This is a genomic window from Arthrobacter sp. UYCu512 (assembly GCF_040547075.1).
Lineage (GTDB): Bacteria > Actinomycetota > Actinomycetes > Actinomycetales > Micrococcaceae > Arthrobacter.
Genome location: NZ_JBEPPA010000023.1, coordinates 12,271 through 31,499, shown reverse-complemented (window position 1 = coordinate 31,499; position 19,229 = coordinate 12,271). Strand labels below are relative to the sequence as shown.

15 protein-coding genes and 3 pseudogenes are annotated in these 19,229 nt (G+C 62.2%); 11 read left to right on the top strand and 7 right to left on the bottom strand.

Annotation, left to right across the window (positions count from 1 at the left end; translation table 11 throughout):
* Both ABIB49_RS17675 and ABIB49_RS17670 read left to right on the top strand, forming a co-directional pair.
* Window positions 1–1,753: APC family permease (locus ABIB49_RS17675; RefSeq protein ID WP_354157511.1), on the top strand; the 1,753-nt coding region annotated here is incomplete at its 5' end.
* Between the two features lie 84 nt (window positions 1,754–1,837).
* On the top strand, window positions 1,838–2,494 hold the full coding sequence (locus ABIB49_RS17670) for a DUF5134 domain-containing protein (protein WP_354157510.1): 657 nt from the start codon (window positions 1,838–1,840) through the stop codon (window positions 2,492–2,494).
* A 258-nt stretch (window positions 2,495–2,752) separates the two neighbouring features.
* On the opposite strand, the gene ABIB49_RS17665 is transcribed toward ABIB49_RS17670, so the two are convergent.
* Window positions 2,753–4,057 (bottom strand): helix-turn-helix transcriptional regulator, encoded by a 1,305-nt coding sequence (locus ABIB49_RS17665; RefSeq protein WP_354157509.1) that lies wholly within the window; start codon window positions 4,055–4,057, stop codon window positions 2,753–2,755.
* A gap of 182 nt (window positions 4,058–4,239) precedes the next feature.
* Between ABIB49_RS17665 and tkt the strand changes: the two genes are divergently transcribed.
* The 7 genes from tkt to ABIB49_RS17630 all read left to right on the top strand — a co-directional run bounded on the left by tkt (window position 4,240) and on the right by ABIB49_RS17630 (window position 11,095).
* Entirely contained in the window at window positions 4,240–6,372 is a 2,133-nt protein-coding gene (gene tkt / locus ABIB49_RS17660) for a transketolase (RefSeq protein WP_354157514.1), read from the top strand.
* Window positions 6,373–6,483: 111 nt separating this feature from the next.
* A complete protein-coding gene (gene tal / locus ABIB49_RS17655; RefSeq protein ID WP_354157513.1) occupies window positions 6,484–7,605 on the top strand; it encodes a transaldolase in 1,122 nt (373 codons plus the stop codon).
* A gap of 34 nt (window positions 7,606–7,639) precedes the next feature.
* Window positions 7,640–8,329 carry a ribulose-phosphate 3-epimerase gene (rpe, locus tag ABIB49_RS17650; protein WP_354157508.1) on the top strand — a complete coding sequence of 230 codons (690 nt, stop codon included), beginning with the start codon at window positions 7,640–7,642 and terminating at the stop codon, window positions 8,327–8,329.
* A gap of 40 nt (window positions 8,330–8,369) precedes the next feature.
* Entirely contained in the window at window positions 8,370–8,843 is a 474-nt protein-coding gene (locus ABIB49_RS17645; RefSeq protein WP_354157507.1) for a ribose-5-phosphate isomerase, read from the top strand.
* A 137-nt stretch (window positions 8,844–8,980) separates the two neighbouring features.
* Complete coding sequence (gene fbaA / locus ABIB49_RS17640) at window positions 8,981–10,000, top strand: class II fructose-bisphosphate aldolase (protein ID WP_354157506.1); 1,020 nt, start codon at window positions 8,981–8,983, stop codon at window positions 9,998–10,000.
* A gap of 164 nt (window positions 10,001–10,164) precedes the next feature.
* Window positions 10,165–10,386 (top strand): hypothetical protein, encoded by a 222-nt coding sequence (locus ABIB49_RS17635; protein WP_354157505.1) that lies wholly within the window; start codon window positions 10,165–10,167, stop codon window positions 10,384–10,386.
* On the top strand, window positions 10,298–11,095 hold the full coding sequence (locus ABIB49_RS17630; RefSeq protein WP_354157512.1) for a Gfo/Idh/MocA family protein: 798 nt from the start codon (window positions 10,298–10,300) through the stop codon (window positions 11,093–11,095). The genes ABIB49_RS17635 and ABIB49_RS17630 overlap by 89 nt, the downstream gene beginning before the upstream one ends.
* 118 nt (window positions 11,096–11,213) lie before the next feature.
* Here the strand turns inward: ABIB49_RS17630 and ABIB49_RS17625 are convergent.
* Window positions 11,214–11,417: pseudogene (locus ABIB49_RS17625) on the bottom strand (6-phosphofructokinase); the annotation flags it as partial.
* A 112-nt stretch (window positions 11,418–11,529) separates the two neighbouring features.
* Between ABIB49_RS17625 and ABIB49_RS17620 the strand changes: the two are divergent.
* Window positions 11,530–12,777 (top strand): IS256 family transposase, encoded by a 1,248-nt coding sequence (locus ABIB49_RS17620; RefSeq protein WP_354157504.1) that lies wholly within the window; start codon window positions 11,530–11,532, stop codon window positions 12,775–12,777.
* 57 nt (window positions 12,778–12,834) lie between these two features.
* Here ABIB49_RS17620 and ABIB49_RS17615 read toward each other — a convergent pair.
* From ABIB49_RS17615 to ABIB49_RS17600, 4 genes and pseudogenes are all read right to left on the bottom strand, one after another.
* Window positions 12,835–13,674, bottom strand: a pseudogene (locus ABIB49_RS17615) (ATP-dependent 6-phosphofructokinase); the annotation flags it as partial.
* Between the two features lie 146 nt (window positions 13,675–13,820).
* Window positions 13,821–15,314, bottom strand: a complete 1,494-nt coding sequence (locus ABIB49_RS17610; protein WP_354157503.1) for a glyceraldehyde-3-phosphate dehydrogenase — start codon at window positions 15,312–15,314, stop codon at window positions 13,821–13,823.
* Window positions 15,315–15,620: 306 nt separating this feature from the next.
* Window positions 15,621–15,756: pseudogene (locus ABIB49_RS17605) on the bottom strand (IS3 family transposase); the annotation flags it as partial.
* A 434-nt stretch (window positions 15,757–16,190) separates the two neighbouring features.
* Window positions 16,191–16,778 carry a TetR/AcrR family transcriptional regulator gene (locus ABIB49_RS17600; RefSeq protein WP_354157502.1) on the bottom strand — a complete coding sequence of 196 codons (588 nt, stop codon included), beginning with the start codon at window positions 16,776–16,778 and terminating at the stop codon, window positions 16,191–16,193.
* Between the two features lie 423 nt (window positions 16,779–17,201).
* Here ABIB49_RS17600 and ABIB49_RS17595 point away from each other — a divergent pair, with 423 nt between their 5' ends.
* A complete protein-coding gene (locus ABIB49_RS17595; RefSeq protein ID WP_354157501.1) occupies window positions 17,202–17,513 on the top strand; it encodes a hypothetical protein in 312 nt (103 codons plus the stop codon).
* A gap of 45 nt (window positions 17,514–17,558) precedes the next feature.
* Here the strand turns inward: ABIB49_RS17595 and ABIB49_RS17590 are convergent, their stop codons facing one another.
* Window positions 17,559–18,959 (bottom strand): trimethylamine monooxygenase, encoded by a 1,401-nt coding sequence (locus ABIB49_RS17590; RefSeq protein ID WP_354157500.1) that lies wholly within the window; start codon window positions 18,957–18,959, stop codon window positions 17,559–17,561.
* Window positions 18,960–19,229 lie beyond the last annotated feature (270 nt).

The following is a 19,229-nucleotide window of genomic DNA, read 5'->3' as shown; positions in this document are numbered from 1 at the left end:
GCTTCTTCAACCAAAACCCAACCCTCAACCTGCCCAGCTCCGCGACCACCTCCGATCACTGCAGCTCAGAAACCACAAACCACTGCAGCTCAGAACACGAATCATGAGCACTCAAGGTCCCCGCGCGGACGCTCCAGCCAAGCACGGCTCTAAACCAGGCAAGCTGAAAGCCAACAGCCTAGGGTTGTGGGATGTTGTTTTCATGGCTGTAGCGACGTCCGCACCGATTACGGTGATGAGCGGAAATGTCCCGTTTGCGGTTGGCTACGGTGTCGGAACCGGGACCCCGGCGACATATATCTGGGCGACGGTTATCCTGACGGTCTTTGCGGTCGCATATGTCTCCATGGCCCGCTATGTGACCTCAACAGCGGCCTTCTACGGATTCATTTCCCGCGGTTTGGGACGCGTGCTTGGCCTCGGGACTGGCTTCATGGTCACCTTCAGCTACATCGTCTTTGAAGCCAGCATCATCGGTATTTTTGCCTACTTCGGCCATCTAGCCTTTCTGGACCAATTCGGGATGGATGTTCACTGGGTCGTTTTCGCCGTGGTCGGCCTCCTCCTCATCGGGTTTCTGACCTACTTCGAGATCAGCCTCGCAGCAAAGATCCTTACATTGCTGCTGGCCACTGAGATCGGGATCCTGGCAATCATGGCCTTCGGCGTGCTCTTCCATGGCGGGGGTCCCGACGGGCTGATGCCTGAGACGCTGAATCCAATTAATGTATTCCTGCCAAACGGTCTGGAGGTCGCCGCGCCGGGTCTCGCGATGTTCATCGCCTTCTGGTCCTGGACCGGATTCGAGTCGACAGTCATGTATGGGGAGGAATCGAAGAACCCGAAGAAGATTGTCCCTATCGCCACGTTGATCGCAGTCACGGGCGTCGGTATCTTCTATACGTTCGTCTCCTGGATGTCCGTCGCAGGGAACGGCGCTGAACAGGCGATCGCTTTGGCGCAAAGCGCCAATCCGCTCGACATGTTCTTTCACCCCACGGACGTCTTTGTCGGGCACGGGTGGGTTTTGGTCATGGAATGGCTGATGATGACCGGATCCTTCGCTTGTGCGATGGCCTTCCACAACGCGGCATCAAGGTACATGTACTCACTTGGTCGGGAAGGAATCCTCCCCGGTGTACTTGGCAAAACGCACCTGAAGCATGGGTCCCCGTACATCGCGTCGTTCCTCCAGACAGGCATTGCAATCCTGTGGATTCTCGGGTTCTGGTTCTTCGACAAGGATCCCTACCTCGATGTCTTTGTTCTGCTGGCGGTGCTCGGGACATTCACGCTACTGATCGTGCAGACCACCACCATGGCCGCCGTATTCAACTACTTCCGGCACCACCACCCGGAAGAAAACGTATGGCGCACCAAAGTGGCACCAGTAGTCGGCGGAGTGGGGATGCTCGGTGTTGTCATCCTGATGTGCATGAATTTGGACACCGCTGCCGGGCCTGCAGCATCGTCTCTGCTCTTCAAGCTCATCCCCTACATCGCCGCCGGACTCTTCATCGCGGGGGCAGGACTGGCCCTTTACCTGCGCAAGACCAATCCGCTCAAGTATGAAACTATCGGCTACGTCGTTCTCGCCGAGGATGGTCACGGCCCGGTCCTGGACGAAGAAGATCCAGAGCCGATGCGCCCGATCGATCTCGAACGCATCAGGGAACTCGAGCGGAAGAATCCCTTGGGTGAGCTCGAACTGAGTGATGAAGATGAACTAGCGCTGGAGAGGGAAAAACCCTGAACAGGCGGTCCCCGGTGCTGCGGCAGCAGCACCGGGGACCGGCCCCGTTAACTAACTCAAACCAGTAGGGAGAGCGTGATCCGCGTGTTCAATATCCCCGCCATTACCTGGACCCTCACGGCCTTCCTCCTGCTTACCGGAAGTTATCAGGTCCTGCAGGCGACAAAGTCCAAGCAGCGCACGGACAGGGTTAACAAGAGCCTCCATGCCCTCATGAACCTCCTGATGGCTGTCACGATATGGAACCTCGCGCCGTCGTTCATGCTTGCTCAGGTCGCCATCCTCGCCGGCGCGGCACTGTGGTTTGTCATCCAGGCGGTCGCACGGCCGGAATTCAAAACACTCTGCGCGGGCAGCCAGCGCCGACTGACATGCGTCTACCACAGCATCACCATGGCTGGCGCTGCCTACATGGTCGCCATGATGAGTCACGTGACCACAACAACCCATGAAATGCAGGCAGGCGGAACGTCAACGGCTCACGCCCACCACACGATGACAGCCGAAACCAAAAGCCTTCCGGCCGCAGCATTTGATCACTCACCCGACCTCGCGCTCCTTCTGACAATAGTCTTCGGAGTTGCTGCGGTCGCATTTACCGTCCTTTCGCTTCGTTTCGGGGTACCGACAATCACCCTCCCCAGCACGTCGGCGCCAAGACTGTCTGTCCGCACAGAACACGGACTCGAAGCCCTCGGCGCCGCTGCCATGGCCCTGATGTTTGCCGCCATGTCCGCATGATGGTATCCGCGCTTCGCCACAGGACTCTCGCCTGAGCCCGCCCTCGGTCTCGACCGCGCTTACTGCGCCGCCTTGCAGACCGAGTCCTGCACTATTCCAATTTGTTCTCTCGCTGTGGATGGCCCGGAGGGCCGGAGTCCTGACCAGCTGATAACGGGCAGCAGCGCGGCGCTACCCCGTCAGAGGTAGGCCGCCCACTGCGCGGTCATCCATGGACGCGGCAGATTGTTCCGGTACCGCAGTGCGTTTCTTACTCGATCAACGGAGCCCATGGCTGTGCGCCAGGGCGATCGCCTCGGTGCGTGAGCCGACCTCGAGCTTCTTGAACAGGTTTCGTACGTGAAATTTGACCGTGTTCTCGCTGATGCCCAGCGTTGACGCGATGGTCCGGTTGCGGTGCCCCGCAACAAGGTGCTGGAGCACTTCGAGCTCCCGGGCGGCAAGGTCCCAGCCCGCCACATCGCCGGCAGGAGGCGTTGGCAGGTCCAGGGGGAGGGTAACGAAAACGTCCGCGCCCCAGCCCGGCATAACGTCGATCCGCAGCTGCCCGGTGAGCGCCTGCACCCGGCGGTCCAGGCGGGCGATGTTCGGCGCGTCGGCTTTGAGTGCCCCGCGGCCGTCGTCGCGTACGTTAATCAGCAGGTTCTCGCCGTCGCAGTCCCACTGCGTCCGTACTCTGCTGACATCCGGTTGTTCCGTCATAGCCAACACAAGTCCCCGGACGATGGCCCGTGCCGCGTGGGCAACTTCGCCGGGCAGGGCCCTTCCGTTCAACGGCGGTTCGATGAATTCGATCTCAATGCCGCTGTAGCGAGTAAGCGGCCGCAGGTCCTCCCGCAGGCGTTCGAAGGCCTTGGCGACGGGCTCTCTTACGAGGTCCGTCGTGCGGTCGCTGTGAGTCCGGAGCCCGATCAGAGCCTTGGCGGTGAGGTCGGTGACGGCTGCGCGGGCTGCAGCATCGTCCAGGGAGGACGACCGTAGGGCTGCCATGAGGGTCTCCAGGGTGGTGGAGTGCAGGTCGGTCAGTTCCGCCGTCACCCGGAGGCGTTCGGCGGATGCCGCCCGCGATTCGAGCAGGTACGAGGGCGGCGCGTCAGCTACTTTCTCGCGGATCCGCCGCGCAGTAAGGCGCCACAAATACGTCACCAGCTCAAGCCCGGCGTTGCGCCCCGGATCGGCAGGGGGATCCGTGAGGACGAGGAGGGCATTGCTGGAGCCGTGTTTCAGGGCAAGCACGGGGCGAATCTGGCCGGCGAGCTCGGCTTCGCCGAACCAGGGTCCCTCATCGGAAAGGGTGGCGCGAAGCGTGTCCAGCTCGATGATGGAGACCTTGGAAATGATTTCTTTGTCGCCCGCCTTCTTCTGCGGCCGGCCCGTGCAGTCTTCGGTGAAGATGACCAGCGCGCTGCTTCCCATGTAGGGGAGTGTGGCATCACGCAGCCGCTCTGCTATCTGGGCCAGCGGGGCATCTGCCAATGCTGCCACACTCTGCAAAAGCGGCCACGGCAGGTCTGCAAGGGGCGTGGTGGATTCCTTTAGGGATGGGTCGTGGGCGGCGCTCATCCCGCCAGCATACCGGGGCGGAACCTCCAACCAACCCAAAAGGGTAGTAAGAACCGTCAGAAAACAGTGTTACCCCTGCCCGTTTGATTCGCAATCATGGATATCAACCAGAAAGCATCCGTCCGGCCGTTGCAAGCCGACCAGATCCAAGAGGACAAACCGTGAACCCCACAACAAATGTGATGCTCTCCAGCACTGCGAATTCAACGGCACTTGACTGGACTCCCGCAGACGAGCGCGCCGTGGACACAGCCCGTGTTCTGGCCGCGGACGCCGTCGAGAAGGTCGGCAACGGCCACCCCGGCACGGCCATGAGCCTGGCCCCGGCCGCCTACCTTCTCTTCCAGAAGCTGATGCGCCACGACCCCCGCGACCCGGACTGGCTGGGACGTGACCGTTTCATCCTGTCACCCGGCCACTCCTCGCTGACCCTCTACATCCAGCTGTTCCTGGCCGGCTACGGCCTGGAACTGGATGACCTGAAGGCGTTGCGCACCTGGGATTCACTGACCCCCGGCCACCCGGAGTACAAGCACACCCCTGGTGTCGAAATCACCACCGGCCCGCTGGGCCAGGGACTGGCGTCCGCGGTCGGCTTCGCTTACTCCCAGCGCAGGATGCGCGGACTGTTCGACGCAGACGCCCCCGCCGGCGACTCCCCGTTTGACCACACCATCTGGGTCATTGCCTCCGACGGCGACATCCAGGAAGGCGTCACCTCCGAGGCGTCCTCGCTCGCCGGCCACCAGGAGCTCGGCAACCTCGTCGTCATTTACGACGAGAACCACATCTCCATCGAGGACGACACCGACATCTCCTTCACCGAAGATGTTCTGGCCCGCTACGAAGCCTACGGCTGGCACACCCAGCGCGTTGACTGGACCCGGACCGGGGAATACAAGGAAGACGTGGCCGAACTCCACGCCGCCCTCCTCGCCGCGAAGGCGGAGACGGGCATTCCTTCCATCATCTCGCTGCGCACCATCATCGGGTACCCGGCGCCGAAGAAACAGAACACCGGCAAGATCCACGGTTCAGCACTCGGTGCTGATGAAGTAGCCGGCCTCAAGGAGATCCTTGGCTTCGATCCGGCTAAGTCCTTCGAGGTGGATCAGGATGTCCTGGCGCACGCCCGCGCCGTCGTCGAACGCGGTGCCGCTGTCCGCAGCGAATGGGACGAGTCCTTTGAGGCCTGGCAGTCGGCCAACCCTGAGGGCGCAGCATTGTTGGAGCGGATTGAAGCCAAGAAGCTTCCGGCGGGACTCGACGCCGCCCTGCCGGTCTTCGAAGCCGGCAAGGATGTCTCCACCCGTGCAGCGTCGGGGAAGGTCCTGAACGCGCTGGGTCCGGTTATGCCCGAACTGTGGGGCGGCTCCGCCGACCTCGCCGAGTCCAACAACACCACCATCGAAGGATCGCCGTCGTTCATCCCGGCCTCCCGCTCCACGAATACATGGAAAGGCAACCCCTACGGCCGGGTCCTGCACTTCGGCATCCGCGAGCACGCCGCAGCATCGATTGTGAACGGCATCTCGCTGCACGGCCGGACCCGCGCTTTCTCGGGCACGTTCCTGATCTTCAGCGACTACCAGCGCCCTGCAATCCGCCTCTCCGCCTTGATGGGTGTCCCGTCCATCTATGTGTGGTCCCACGACTCCATCGGCCTTGGTGAGGACGGCCCCACCCACCAGCCTGTGGAGCAGCTCGCTACCCTGCGCGCCGTTGTTGGCCTGGACGTGGTCCGTCCCGGTGACGCGAACGAGGTGGGCATAGCGTGGAAGACCATGCTGGAAAACCACGAGAACCCGGCCGGCATCGTTCTGACCCGTCAGAACGTCCCCACCTACGCCCGCGGTAACGGCGCAGCGCACGGTGACACCTTTGCTTCCCCGGCGGGTGTGGCCAAGGGCGGCTACGTCCTCGCCGAAGCGGCCAAGGACGGCGCAACCGTTCCGGCCGATGTGTTGCTGATCGCTACCGGCTCCGAGGTCCAGCTGGCCGTCCAGGCCCGCGAAGCCCTCCAGGCCGAAGGCATCGCCGCCCGCGTCATCTCGATGCCATGCGTCGAGTGGTTCAACAAGCAGGACGCCGCCTACCGGGAGTCCGTGCTTCCGGCCGCCATCAAGGCCCGCGTCTCCGTCGAGGCCGGGCTGGCACTGGGCTGGAGGGAGTTCGTCGGCGATGCCGGCCGGTCCGTCAGCCTGGAGCACTACGGTGCTTCGGCGGACTACAAGCGCCTGTTCCAGGAGTTTGGTATTACCGCGGAGGCTGTCGCCGCCGCCGCCAAGGACTCCCTGGCCGCTGCCCGCAACTGACCAATACCAGCACTGCGGCCAGCGCCGCGGGGCGGCCTCATTGGGGGACGTCCCGCGGCGCGGCCGCGAACTGTCACCAGTCCGTACTTTATGAAGGAAGAAGCAGAAGCCATGATCAAAGCAACCCCCACTGCCCAGCTGTCCGATGCCGGTGTGTCCATCTGGCTCGATGACCTCTCGCGTGAGCGTCTCGCCAGCGGCAGCCTGCAGAAGCTCATCGATGAAAAGAATGTGGTGGGGGTGACCACCAACCCCTCCATCTTTCAGGCCGCCATCACCTCCGGTTCGGACTACGACGCAAAGATCGCAGAACTTGCCGCGCAGGGCGCCGGCGTCGAGGAGACCATCTTCGAGATCACCACCGCCGACGTCGCTGACGCCTGCGACCTGTTCGCCCCGGTCGCCGCCGCCACCAACGGCGTTGACGGCCGTGTCTCCATCGAGGTTGATCCCCGCCTTGCCTGGGACACCGAGGGCACCATTGCCGAGGCTAAGAACCTCTACAAGAAGGTGGACAAGGACAACGTCCTCATTAAGATCCCCGCAACGCTCGAAGGCCTCGCGGCCATCACGGCAACCCTGGGCGAAGGCATCAGCGTCAACGTCACGCTGATCTTCTCCTTGGACCGCTACCTCGCTGTCATCAACGCCTTCCAGGCTGGCCTGGAACTGGCCAAGGAAAACGGCCGCGACCTGTCCACGATCCACTCGGTGGCCTCGTTCTTCGTCTCCCGCGTGGACTCCGAGATCGACAAGCGGCTCGACGCCCTCGGCACCGACGAAGCCAAGGCCCTCAAGGGCAAGGCCGGCGTGGCCAACGCACGCCTGGCCTACCAGATGTATGAGCGGCTCTTCTCGACCGAACGGTGGGAAGTTCTGGCCGAAGCCGGTGCACGCCCGCAGCGTCCGCTGTGGGCGTCCACCGGTGTGAAGGACCCTGCCTATCCCGACACTCTGTACGTCACCGGACTGGTTGCTGCCGACGTCGTGAACACCATGCCGGAGAAGACGCTGGACGCGACGTTCGACCACGGCGTGGTCACCGGTGACACCATCACCGGCATCTATGCCGAGTCCAAGGCCGTGCTGTACGCACTGGACGCCGTGGGCGTCTCCTACAACGAGGTGGTTGCCCTCCTGGAGTCCGAGGGCCTGGACAAGTTCGTAGCCAGCTGGAAGGAACTGCTGGCCGACGTCGAAGGCGCCCTCGCCACTGCACGGAAGGCATCCTGACCCGAGCTTTGACCGCTACCGAAAGGCAGACATCATGTCCGCATCACCCCTGAACTGCTGCATCAACCCCAGCATCCTCTCGGCTGACTTCGCCAACCTCGAGGCCGAGCTTGCCCGCATCAGCAATGCCGATGCCGTACACGTGGATGTAATGGACAACCAATTTGTGCCGAACCTGACCATAGGCCTGCCTGTCGTGGAACGGCTGCAGAAGGTCAGCCCCATCCCATTGGACGCCCACCTGATGATTGCCAACGTCGACCGCTGGGCGCCGCTGTACGCCGACGCTGGCGTGAGTTCGGTGACGTTCCACGTGGAGGCATCGGATGCCCCCATCAAACTGGCCCGGGAACTCCGGGCGCGCGGGGCCAAGGCGGGCATGGCACTACGCCCGGCCACCCCGGTGGAGCCGTACCTGGACATGCTCGCCGAACTGGACATGCTGTTGATCATGACCGTTGAACCGGGCTTTGGCGGCCAGGCGTTCCTGGACGTCATGCTGCCGAAGATCCGCCGCGCCCGCGAGGCGGTAGACGGTTCAGGAGTTAACGTGGCCATCCAGGTGGACGGCGGCATCACTGAAGAAACCATTACCCGTGCAGCGGAAGCCGGTGCCAACGTTTTCGTGGCTGGATCGGCTGTATACGGCAAGACGTCTCCTGAGGATGCCATCGAGTCACTGCGCGCTAACGGGCAGCTCGCCTTCGGCCCCCGTGGTCTCTAACTCACCAATACCGCACACCAACCAGTCTGAAGGACCACCCATGCGCGTTCACATCGCAACCGATCACGCGGGGATGGAGCTAAGCTCCCACCTCATTACTGCCCTCTCTGCCAGCGGCTACGAGATAGTGGACCACGGGCCGGCCGCCTATGATGCCGAGGACGATTATCCGTCGTTCTGTATTAACGCAGCGGCTGCCGTTGTGGCCGATCAGGCCGCGGGCGTCGACGCCCGCGGGATTGTTCTGGGCGGCTCGGGCAATGGTGAGCAGATCGCCGCGAACAAGGTCAAGGGCGTCCGCGCCGCCTTGGCCTGGAACCTGGACACAGCGAAGCTTGCCCGGGAGCACAACAACGCCAATGTGGTGGCCGTGGGCGGGCGGCAACACACCGTCCAGGAGGCCACAGAACTGATCGAGGCATTCCTGGCAGAACCGTTTAGCAACGCCGAGCGCCACGAACGCCGCATTGGCCAGATCGCAACCTATGAGTCCACCGGTGAGGTTGCCCGATAGCTTGGCATCTTCATAGCTTCGTCTCACGGGGCGGGCTATGAGCAGCCGCTTTCCTTTGGCTGGAACCCAACGGAAGGCGGACAATGCCTTGACCAGCAGGGAAGGGCGCGCAGACGAACACCAGCACAGGAGTCAGCATGCCCATTGCAGCCCCAGAGATCTACTCCGAGATGATCGACCGCGCTAAGGCGGGCGGCTTCGCGTTCCCCGCCGTGAACGTCACCTCCTCCCAGACCCATAACGCAGCCCTGCGCGGCTTCGCCGAAGCCGAGTCCGACGGCATCGTCCAGGTCTCCACCGGCGGCGCAGCCTACTGGTCCGGCGCTTCCACCAAGGACATGGTTGCCGGCTCGCTCGGCTTCGCCGCGTTCGCCCGCGAAGTCGCCAAGAACTACGGCGTCAACGTCGCCCTGCACACGGACCACTGCCCGAAGGACAAGCTCGAGGGCTTCGTCCTGCCGCTGCTTGCAGCCTCCGAGGCCGAGGTCAAAGCCGGCCGCAACCCGCTCTTCAACTCCCACATGTGGGACGGCTCCGCCGAGACCCTCCCGGAGAACCTCCGGATCGCCCGCGAACTGCTCGCGCGCACCGCTGCCGCCAAGATGATCCTTGAGGTCGAAATCGGCACCGTCGGCGGCGAGGAAGACGGCGTCGAGAACGCCATCAACGACAAGCTCTACACCACCGTAGAGGACGCGCTGGCCACGATCGAGGCACTCGGCTCCGGGGAGAACGGCCGCTACATCACGGCGCTGACCTTCGGCAACGTGCACGGCGTCTACAAGCCCGGCGGCGTCAAGCTCCGCCCGGAAATCCTCAAGGACATCCAGGAACAGGTCGGCGCCAAGCTCGGCAAGGCCAACCCGTTCGACCTGGTCTTCCACGGCGGCTCCGGTTCCTCCGAGAAAGAGATCGCCGACGCCGTCTCCTACGGCGTGATCAAGATGAACATCGACACCGACACCCAGTACGCATACACCCGGCCCGTAGTGGACCACATGTTCCGCAACTACGACGGTGTGCTGAAGGTCGACGGCGAGGTAGGCAACAAGAAGCTGTACGACCCCCGCGTCTGGGGTGCGTCCGCCGAGGCCGGCCTCGCGGCACGCGTCGTCGAGGCTGCCCAGCAGCTCGGCTCAACCGGCAAGACGTTCTAAGCATGTCCGACGAGTTCCGCAAAATCTGATGGTGGGTCGTCCCGCAGAGTTCGGCCCGTGGCATAACCTTCTGGGCAGCCTGCTAAAAGGAGCGTTAAACGAGCGAGAAACTGCGTTGGGGCATCCTGGGAGGCGCCCGCATCGTACGCAAGACAATTCCGGCGTTGCAGGGAACGAAAAACGGTGAGGTAGTAGGTATCGCTTCCCGCACGAAGGAGAGGGCCAGAGAGTTCGCCAACAAGCATTGCATCTCTCGGGTATTTGAATCTTATGAGGCGCTGCTCGCTTCCCCCGGACATCGACGCTGTATACATTCCGCTGCCGAACGCGCTTCACCTCGAGTGGATTCTAAAATCCTTGGACGCAGGCAAGCACGTCCTCTGTGAAAAGCCGTTGGCGATGAGCGTCACCGAATGCGAGGAGATTGCGCGCAAGGCCGATGCGACCGGCCTTAAAGTCTTAGAGGGCTTCGCGTACCGTTTTCACCCGCGTTTCGAGAAGCTGCAAGAGCTGCTCGAGGCTCGTGTGATGGGCAAATTGACGTTTGTCCACGTCGGTCACACTTTCGACGCGGGCGGAGTCGACAACATCCGCTGGTACACGGGGCTCGGCGGCGGCGCACTTTTCGATACGGGCTGCTACTGCGTGAACGTGAGCCGGATGGTCACCGCCCAGGAACCCGCTCGAGTTGCGGCCTTTGGTAACTACCGCGACGCCAACGACAGTGGTCGAATTGAGGTCAGTATTGCTGGCATGCTGCGCTTTCCCGGCAACGCAACCGCGCTTTTTGATACCGGACTGAACCTCGAGCGCCGCAACTTTTTGGAAATCACGGGGACCGAGGGGCGACTCTACCTCGACAATCCTTTTGGACTCTTGGAGGAGGATTCTGTCTTAGAGGAGCAGCACTTCGGGCAGGACACTACCTATCACGCGGTAAAGGGCGAAAACCACTTCGTGCGGATGGGCGAACACTTCGCCAACAGCGTCCTGAGCGGTACGCCGCTCCGCTACGATCTGAGGGACGCGGCAAACAACGCGCGGGTGTTGGAAGCTCTCGACAGGGCAGCGCGGAAACAAGAACAAGGCGTCTGAACCGAAACCGCGTTCTGGCGCTGTCGACCCTGCGGTTGTGGCTATGGGTGTTCTGGCAGCTCCTCGTCTAGCTCCCGCTGCAGACAGACACATGACCAGCCAAGGGGGAGTGCCCGGCTCAGCCGAACAGGACCGCGGCTTCGTCGTAGCGGTTCTGGGGAACAACCTTCAGCTGGCCCAAGGCCTTCTCAAAGCTCACATGCTCAATATTGGTGCCCTTCAGAGCCACCATGGAGCCCCAGCGGCCCTCCACCACGGAGTCGATCGCCGCCATGCCCAGGCGCGTTGCCAGGACGCGGTCGAAGGCAGAGGGGTTACGTCCCGTGGAGTGGTGTAGATCTCCGTAGTTGCGCGTTGCTCCGGCGACGTAGTGAGCCATCGTGCGATGGTCAGTGAGTACCGATCAAAGAACTCACAAAGGACACAAACACACGATGGCTCTAGACCAGTCTGCCCTGCTTGACCTTCTTGGCCAACTGAAACTCACCGATGTCTCCGATCGGATCCGTGCCGCGACCGAAACCCTGTACCAGCAGCTCATCGAGGCCGAGGCGACCGCGTTTATCGGCGCCGCCCCGTTCGAACGCTCCGAGACACGGACCACCCAGCGCAACGGGTCCCGGCCCAGGACGCTGACGACGACCGCCGGGGACCTGAACCTGAAGATCCCCAAGCTGCGGAACGGGTCGTTCTTCCCGGCCCTGCTCGAACGCCGCCGCCGCGTGGACCAGGCCCTCTATGCCGTGGTGATGGAGGCCTACCTGCACGGTGTCTCCACGCGGAAGGTCGATGATCTGGTCAAAGCGCTCGGGGCCGATACCGGGATCTCCAAGTCCGAGGTGTCCCGGATCTGCGAGGACCTGGACCACGAAGTCGGTGCGTTCCGGGACCGGGACCTCTCCGCCATGGATTACCCGTATGTGTTCCTGGACGCGACCTACTGCAAGGCCCGCGTCGGGCACCGCGTCGTGTCCCAGGCGATGGTGGTCGCCTTCGGCGTCGCTGCGGACGGACGCCGGGAAGTCCTGGGCTTCGACGTCGGCGACAGTGAGAACGAGGGCTTCTGGACCGCGTTCCTGCGGTCGCTGAAAGCCCGCGGCCTGGACGGGGTGAAGCTGGTGATCTCCGACGCGCACAGCGGCCTGAAGAAGGCCATCGGCACGGTGTTCCAGGGCGCGGCGTGGCAGCGTTGCCGCGTGCATTTCATGAGAAACGTACTCTCAACGGTGCCGAAGGGATCCCAGGACATGGTCGCCTCGATCATCCGCACCGCCTTCGCCCAGCCCGACGCCGGGCACGTGAACACCCAGTTCGACGAAGTCACCCGGATGCTCCTCAAATCCCACCCGAAGGTCGCCGCGATGCTCGGCGACGCCCGGGATGACGTGCTCGCGTTCACCGGGTTCCCGGCCAGACACTGGCGTCAGATCTGGTCCACGAATCCCATGGAACGAGTCAACAAAGAAATCAAAAGACGGACCGACGTCGTCGGGGTCTTCCCCAACCCGGCGGCCCTTCTCCGGCTCGCCGGCGCGGTCCTCGTCGAGCAACACGACGAATGGGAAGCCGGCGACCGCCGCTACCTCTCCGAGGCCTCCATGGACGAACTCAAAGCAATGAACACGGCACCCGCCACGCCGATCGAGGAGACGATTTTGCTCCCTGAACTCACGGCAGCATAATCAAATAACTGACCTGCACGGTGTCGAGAAAACTCCACCACTCAGCGGGACGTAACCGGCAGAGGGAACGCCGCCGCGCTGGATGTATCCCAGGATGGTGGCGCGGGTCTCGATGCCGGTACGAGTCTCAAGCTCGGGGGCTAGCTGGTCCGCGATTCCGCCCAGCCGCGGTCGGCCAAAGGTGTCCAGCCCGCGCTCAGAGTGCGCGGACTGCATATGCTCCGGAACAAATCCCTCCGCCACCACCACCAGGGGTGCACGGCCGCGGGCGTGGGCTTCCTTCACCCACAGGGTGATCTGCTCAAAGCTAACCTTCTGCTCCGGGATCAGGATGGCGTGGGCGCCAGCGGCCATGCCTGCATGGAGGGCAATCCATCCCACATCGCGGCCCATAACCTCGGCGACCATGCACCGGTGGTGGGATTCTGCGGTGGTGCGGAGCCGGTCGATGGCCTCGGTGGCGATTTGCACGGCCGTGTCGAAGCCGAACGTGTAGTCGGTGGCGTCAAGGTCGTTGTCCACAGTCTTGGGTACACCCACGATCTTGAGGCCGGCGTCTGTGAGGCGCTTCGCGGCGGCCAAGGTCCCTTCGCCGCCGATGGCGATAATGGCGTGGATGCCTAAGCGTTCCATGTTGGCCTTGATGGCATCCGGGCCACCCCCATTTTCGAAGGGGTTGGTGCGGGACGTACCCAGGATAGTTCCGCCCTGTTTGGCGATGCCGCGGACCATGGTGCGGGGGATATCGATGATGTCACCTTCAACCACCCCCCGCCAGCCGTCTAGGAACCCGACAAATTCATGGCCGTGGATGGCGATGCCCTTAAGGACCGCTCCGCGGATCACGGCGTTCAGTCCGGGGCAGTCGCCTCCGCTGGTGAGAATTCCAATTTTCATGTCTCGGCTCAGATTCTGGGAAGAGGATTAAGGGCATGGCGCAAGGAGTTAGTTACCCGGATCGTGTGGCTCTGACATAACAGTTCAACTGCTTCTGCCTCTTCGTTTCGTTGATTTATTCCCTATATCAAGGGTGAGGGAGAACCCTAGGCGGATCCCAAGGCTGCAAGCACCGACAGAGCCTCCTCCACCACTCCTGTTGCGGGGAAGGACGGCCGGTTCACACCGGCCATTTCCTCCATGACCCGGACCACCTGGCAGCTGTAGCCGAACTCGTTGTCGTACCAGACGTACAGGACCAGGTTCTTCCCGGTGGAAACGGTGGCGAGGCCATCCACGATGCCGGTACGGCGTGAACCGACGAAGTCGGTGGACACCACTTCGGGTGAGTCGATGAAGTCGATCTGCTTGCGCAGGTCCGAGTGGAGGGACATCTCCCGGAGGTAGTCATTGACCTCCTCCTTTGTGGTGCCGTTTTCTAGGCTCACGTTGAGAATGGCCAGCGAAACGTCGGGTGTGGGGACACGGATGGAGCTGCCGGTGAGCTTCCCGAGCAGCTCGGGCAACGCCTTGGCTACGGCCTTTGCGGCGCCGGTTTCGGTGATGACCATGTTCAGCGCAGCCGAGCGTCCGCGGCGGTCGCCCTTGTGGAAGTTGTCGATCAGGTTCTGGTCGTTGGTGAAGGAGTGGACCGTTTCCACATGGCCGTGGATGACGCCGAACCTGTCGTTGATGGCCTTCAATACGGGGGTGATGGCATTGGTGGTGCAGGAGGCTGCCGACACGATCTGGTCGGTGTCCTCGATTGTGTGGTGGTTGATGCCGTGGACGATGTTCTTCAGGTCGCCCTCGCCGGGGGCCGTCAGGAGGACGCGGGCAGCGCCCTTGCTCTTCAGGTGCTGTGACAGGCCCTCGGCGTCGCGCCAGCGTCCCGTGTTGTCGACGACGAGAGCGTCTTGGATTCCGTAGGCCGTGTAGTCAACCGTAGCGGGGTTGTCCGAGTAGATGACCTGAATCTGTACGCCGTTGGCGGTGATGGTCTCGTTCTCAAGGTCCAGCTTAATGGTGCCTTCGAACGAGCCATGGACCGAGTCGCGGCGCAGCAGGCTGGCGCGCTTGGTGAGGTCGTTGTCCGAACCGCGGCGGATCACGATGGCACGCAGGCGCAGGCCGTGCCCGCCACCGGCCTTCTCGATCAGGAGGCGCGCCAGGAGCCGGCCGATGCGGCCAAAGCCGTAGAGCACGACGTCGGTGCTGGTGCGGTCATTGTTGCCGCGATTGCCCACGATCTCTGCGAGCTCCTGCCGGAGAAAATCCTCCAGGGTAGCGTCACCGGCTTCTTCCCTAAACTTCTGGCTGAGCCGGGCAATGTCGATCGCTGCCGCTCCAAGTTCCAGCCCTGCCAGAACGTTCAAGAGGGGAGCGGTCTCCTCCAGGAGCAGTTCGTCATTGCTGATCCTGCGGGCGAAGCGGTGCACCTTGAGGATGTTCATGGTGGACTTGTTGATCAGGCTGCGGCCGTGGATGGACGTGACCACGTTGTTCTCGCGGTACAGCCGGCCGATCACCGGAATCATGGCCTCGGCGAGGGCCTCCCGGCCCATCCAGGCATCAAAACAAGAATCTGAGGTTTGTAGCACCGGGCTGCCTTTCCAAAAGCGGGTCTCTTCCTACAGAGATGGCGTTACATCTAATCGTCCTGTCATTCGCGGATGGGTGAAACGCTAATTCAGGATGGTTTAAACCACCCTTTATGATGGGTTCAGACCTTCCCCCGCCGTATCCAAGAGCCGCAGTATCCACTGACAACGCGGTGGTGACAGAAATTCGCCACCATTGCGCCTCCCGGGCGCCGTCGGGGATAGCGGCCGCAGAGTCGGCGCCGTCGATGGAGCGCATGGGGCCCAGGCCGGCCGCTGTGGGAGCGTGGTCCGGTTGATTGTTTATCAGGCGATAGGTGTGAGTTTTCCGGCCGTCTTTGCCGTCGCCGGCGGTGGTAAGTCCGTTCGATCCAGGGCGTGATGGCAAGGCCCAGGTTTCTTGCTGGTGAGCCAGCCGACGGTTCAGGACGTCCTTCTGCAGCGGCAGACTGAGCGGCGCGGAACCGCCAAGCACCCTAATCTTTGTCCGTGATCTGGTCGACATCCGCTGCGGAATGTCCCGGAGCGTCAGCCGACAGTCCGCCGCACGAGCCGGAGATGCAGATAGCAAAGCTGGCTTGTGCCGTCCCGTTGGCTGCCCCGAATGTGCTGATCCCGTCGCCCGCGTGGGTGCGACCTGGTCGACCCGTTGGCGAAGTCGATCGAGCTCACGGCTACCAACCGTTGAGGATGCGCCAATCGTTTGCCAGATATCCTCGGGCATTTCGGGGCCTAAAGTCCTGCCTAATCGGTTTTCGATCCGGGTGCGCAGCCGCGCATTCGAACATACCTGCGCGTTCCGGACTGTGCTCCTGATAACGAGATCATTTCGGGCCGTTTGTCTCTCCCCGTGACACGTTGACGGCAGGGCGAGCTTTAGACGCCAGCCCTGGTCAGCAGTGCATCGAGCGTCATGAAGAACAAGGCGCGGTGGTCGGTCGCTGTGGGGTCCGTCATGTATTGAAGGGCCGCTCCGTCGTAGATCATAAGGAAACACCTTACGAGGTCGGGGACGCCGATGCGGCACTGATCACCATTGTTTTGGATCGCGGAGGAGAAGAGATTTCCAAGCTCCACCTCATAGGCAGGATAGATCTTTGCGGCCAGCGGGCTGACGGGGGCATTGCGTGTTGCCCACAAAATGAGTTCGATCTCAGCAAGGAGACTGGCCGGCTCTTCTTCCAGCGCCCGCCAGTAGCCTTGGGCTACTTGTTCCACCGCCTTACGGAGGCCCACGTGGACCGGGATGTCACCGGAAAAACTGCTTAGGTTCTTCAGCCAGGCCTCAGCGGCCGCCTCCATGAGCTCTTCTTTACCGCTGAAGCAATAATGCGCAGTGGCCAAGGGTGCATTAGCCTCTTTAGCAATGGCCCGCATGGTCACGGACTGAACACCCTCACGCCTCATCAGTTCCACAGTTGCTGAAATCAGCTGTTCTTTTCGATCTTTTGCGGACACCCGCATAGCTCACTCTCCAGTCTCGCGATTTTGGCCCGCCTAGGACACCTCCTAAGAGTATTGCTTGGAGAGTGAAAGGTTTGTAGCACCGTCTGGAACGCCTGATCTGAACCTTTGTTCATGCTTGAATGAACACGTATCGCGGTGGAGGCCGCGCCGGTACCTAGACGATCGCGGCGGCGGGCTGGATTGCTGGTTTTCTAGCGGACGTATATCTCTCGCGCGTCAGTAGTGGGGGATAAGGCGCCATATTTTGTTCGGTCTTCCCTTATCTCGGTGCTACATCTTCGAACTGGACGTCCCCGGCGGAGTAGAGGTCATCGGAGACTGCGGCAGGTTCGTCTGACTTCAGGCGCGACCAATCTGCTGCGTGGAACGGCACCGGGACTGGGCCATGGCCGTAGTTCCAGTGAGAGAAAAGCCCTTGCCTTGACCGAGCAGCAACCCGCGGAAGCCATCCCTAGCCGTTGTGATGGCCACGCCGAACTGTTCCTCGACCATGAGGATGTTGTCGGTATCGATGCCGCCACCAAGGGGATGGGGTGTAAGAAGACCCGCTGGTTCGTGGGTCTGGCGGGCCGCCGTCTGGTAAAACCAGTCGGCGGCCTGCCACGGCCGGGACCCCTGCTGCCTTGGGAGGCCTCGAGTGCGAAATGGCTGTTCCTCGCCCGCAATAGCGGAGGGGATCTAGAGAAGGTGCTCGAGCTGCATCGGGGACGGCCGGTCAAGCCCGCCTGCTAACCCCTGCTCGTAGGGGTACTCGAACAGCCACGTACGGCTCCTCCGTTACCCGGCGGCTACGGTCTCGGTGAGATTATCAGGTGTCATGTTCTCCAGATCCTGGGAGGTGCCGCGCAGGTAGCGCTCCATGGAGTCATCCATCGCGTTGATCCAGCGGGTGTGGTGCTGGATCGCCAGGGTACCGGTGACCACGGAACGGTGGAGCATATCGCGGTACCCGAGGATGTCATCGTGCTTGTGGTGCATCCAGTCCTTGAACAACTGGCAGACGGCGTCGAGATCAAAGGGCGGGTAATCTGTAGCTTCGATGAGTTCCCGCAGATAGTCCGTCTGGAAATCGGCTTCAGCGTCGTGATCGGACAGAGCGGCTTGGCGCTCGAGCCAGAGCTGGATGTCTGCGTCGCGTTCAGCGGGGGACGGGAGGTCGATCTTTCCGGTCATCACATCGCGGGCAAACCATGCCTGCGCGTCGAACATGTTGAACGTGTAGTACTGGTCTTGGGCACCCAGGTAGAACAGGTTTTCGTTCTGCTGCCACACCACGCCCTTGTAGAGGTTGCTGGGGTATAGCACGTTCGGCGACTTCAGCGACAGGTCGCTGGGCAGATACGGGTACTTGTGCTGGTACCCGGTGCAAAGCACGACGGCGTCAAAGTCATCGTGCGTGCCGTCACTAAAGTAGGCCGTGCGGCCCTGGAAGTGGGTGACCAGCGGGCGCTCCACGGTGTTCTCCGGCCAGTGATAATCCATTGGGGCCGTGCGGTAGCTGAGGGTGATGGACGCGGCGCCCATCTTGTGGGATTGCATGCCGATGTCCTCAGCGGAATAGCTGCTGCCGATCATGAGCAGCTTCTTGCCGTAAAAGCGCTCGGCACCGCGGAAATCATGGGCGTGCAGAACCTCGCCCGGGAAGGTTTTGATGCCCTTGAACTCGGGGATGGCCGGAACATGGAAGTGGCCGGTTGCCACCACCAGCTTGTCGAACACATGGGTCTCTGTGAGGTTGGTTTTGAGGTCCTCAACCGTCACCGTGAATTCCTGCTTGGCCTCGTTGTAGCTAGTGTGCCGGGCAACCGTATTGAACTTGACGTACTTGCGGACGTCTGACTTTTCCACGCGGCCCTTGATGTAGTCGAAGAGGACCTCGCGGGGCGGGAATGAGGAAATCGGACGGCCGAAGTGCTCGTCAAAGGAGTAGTCCGAGAACTCCAGGCACTCCTTGGGCCCGTTTGACCATAGGTGGCGGTACATGCTGGAGTGCACCGGCTCACCGTGCCCATCCAGCCCGATCCGCCAGCTGCTGTTCCACTGTCCGCCCCAGTCGTCCTGTTTTTCGAAGCACGTGATTTCGGGGATCGAGGCGCCCTTCTGACGTGCTGATTCAAACGCCCGCAGTTGTGCCAGTCCGCTGGGTCCGGCACCAATGATTCCGACTCGTAATACCATGGTGTTCTCCTCTACAAAGAAATCTTTTAGGTCGCCGGTATGCGGCGCTGTTAATTGGGCTATGTGTCTCAGTCCGGGTTCGGCCAGTGCAAAGCCCACGCCCGTACGTCGGGAAGCACTTAGAGAATGCGGGAGGGTGGCGCATTCCTTGCCAGCTCGCCCGGAGTGGTGCTCCCAGAACAGGAGATGGATCCGGCCCGCGGCCCTTCAGTCAGCCATCTCAGGTCCGAAAAGGTCCTACAACAAAGCGCCCTAGCCGGCGCGGGCCGC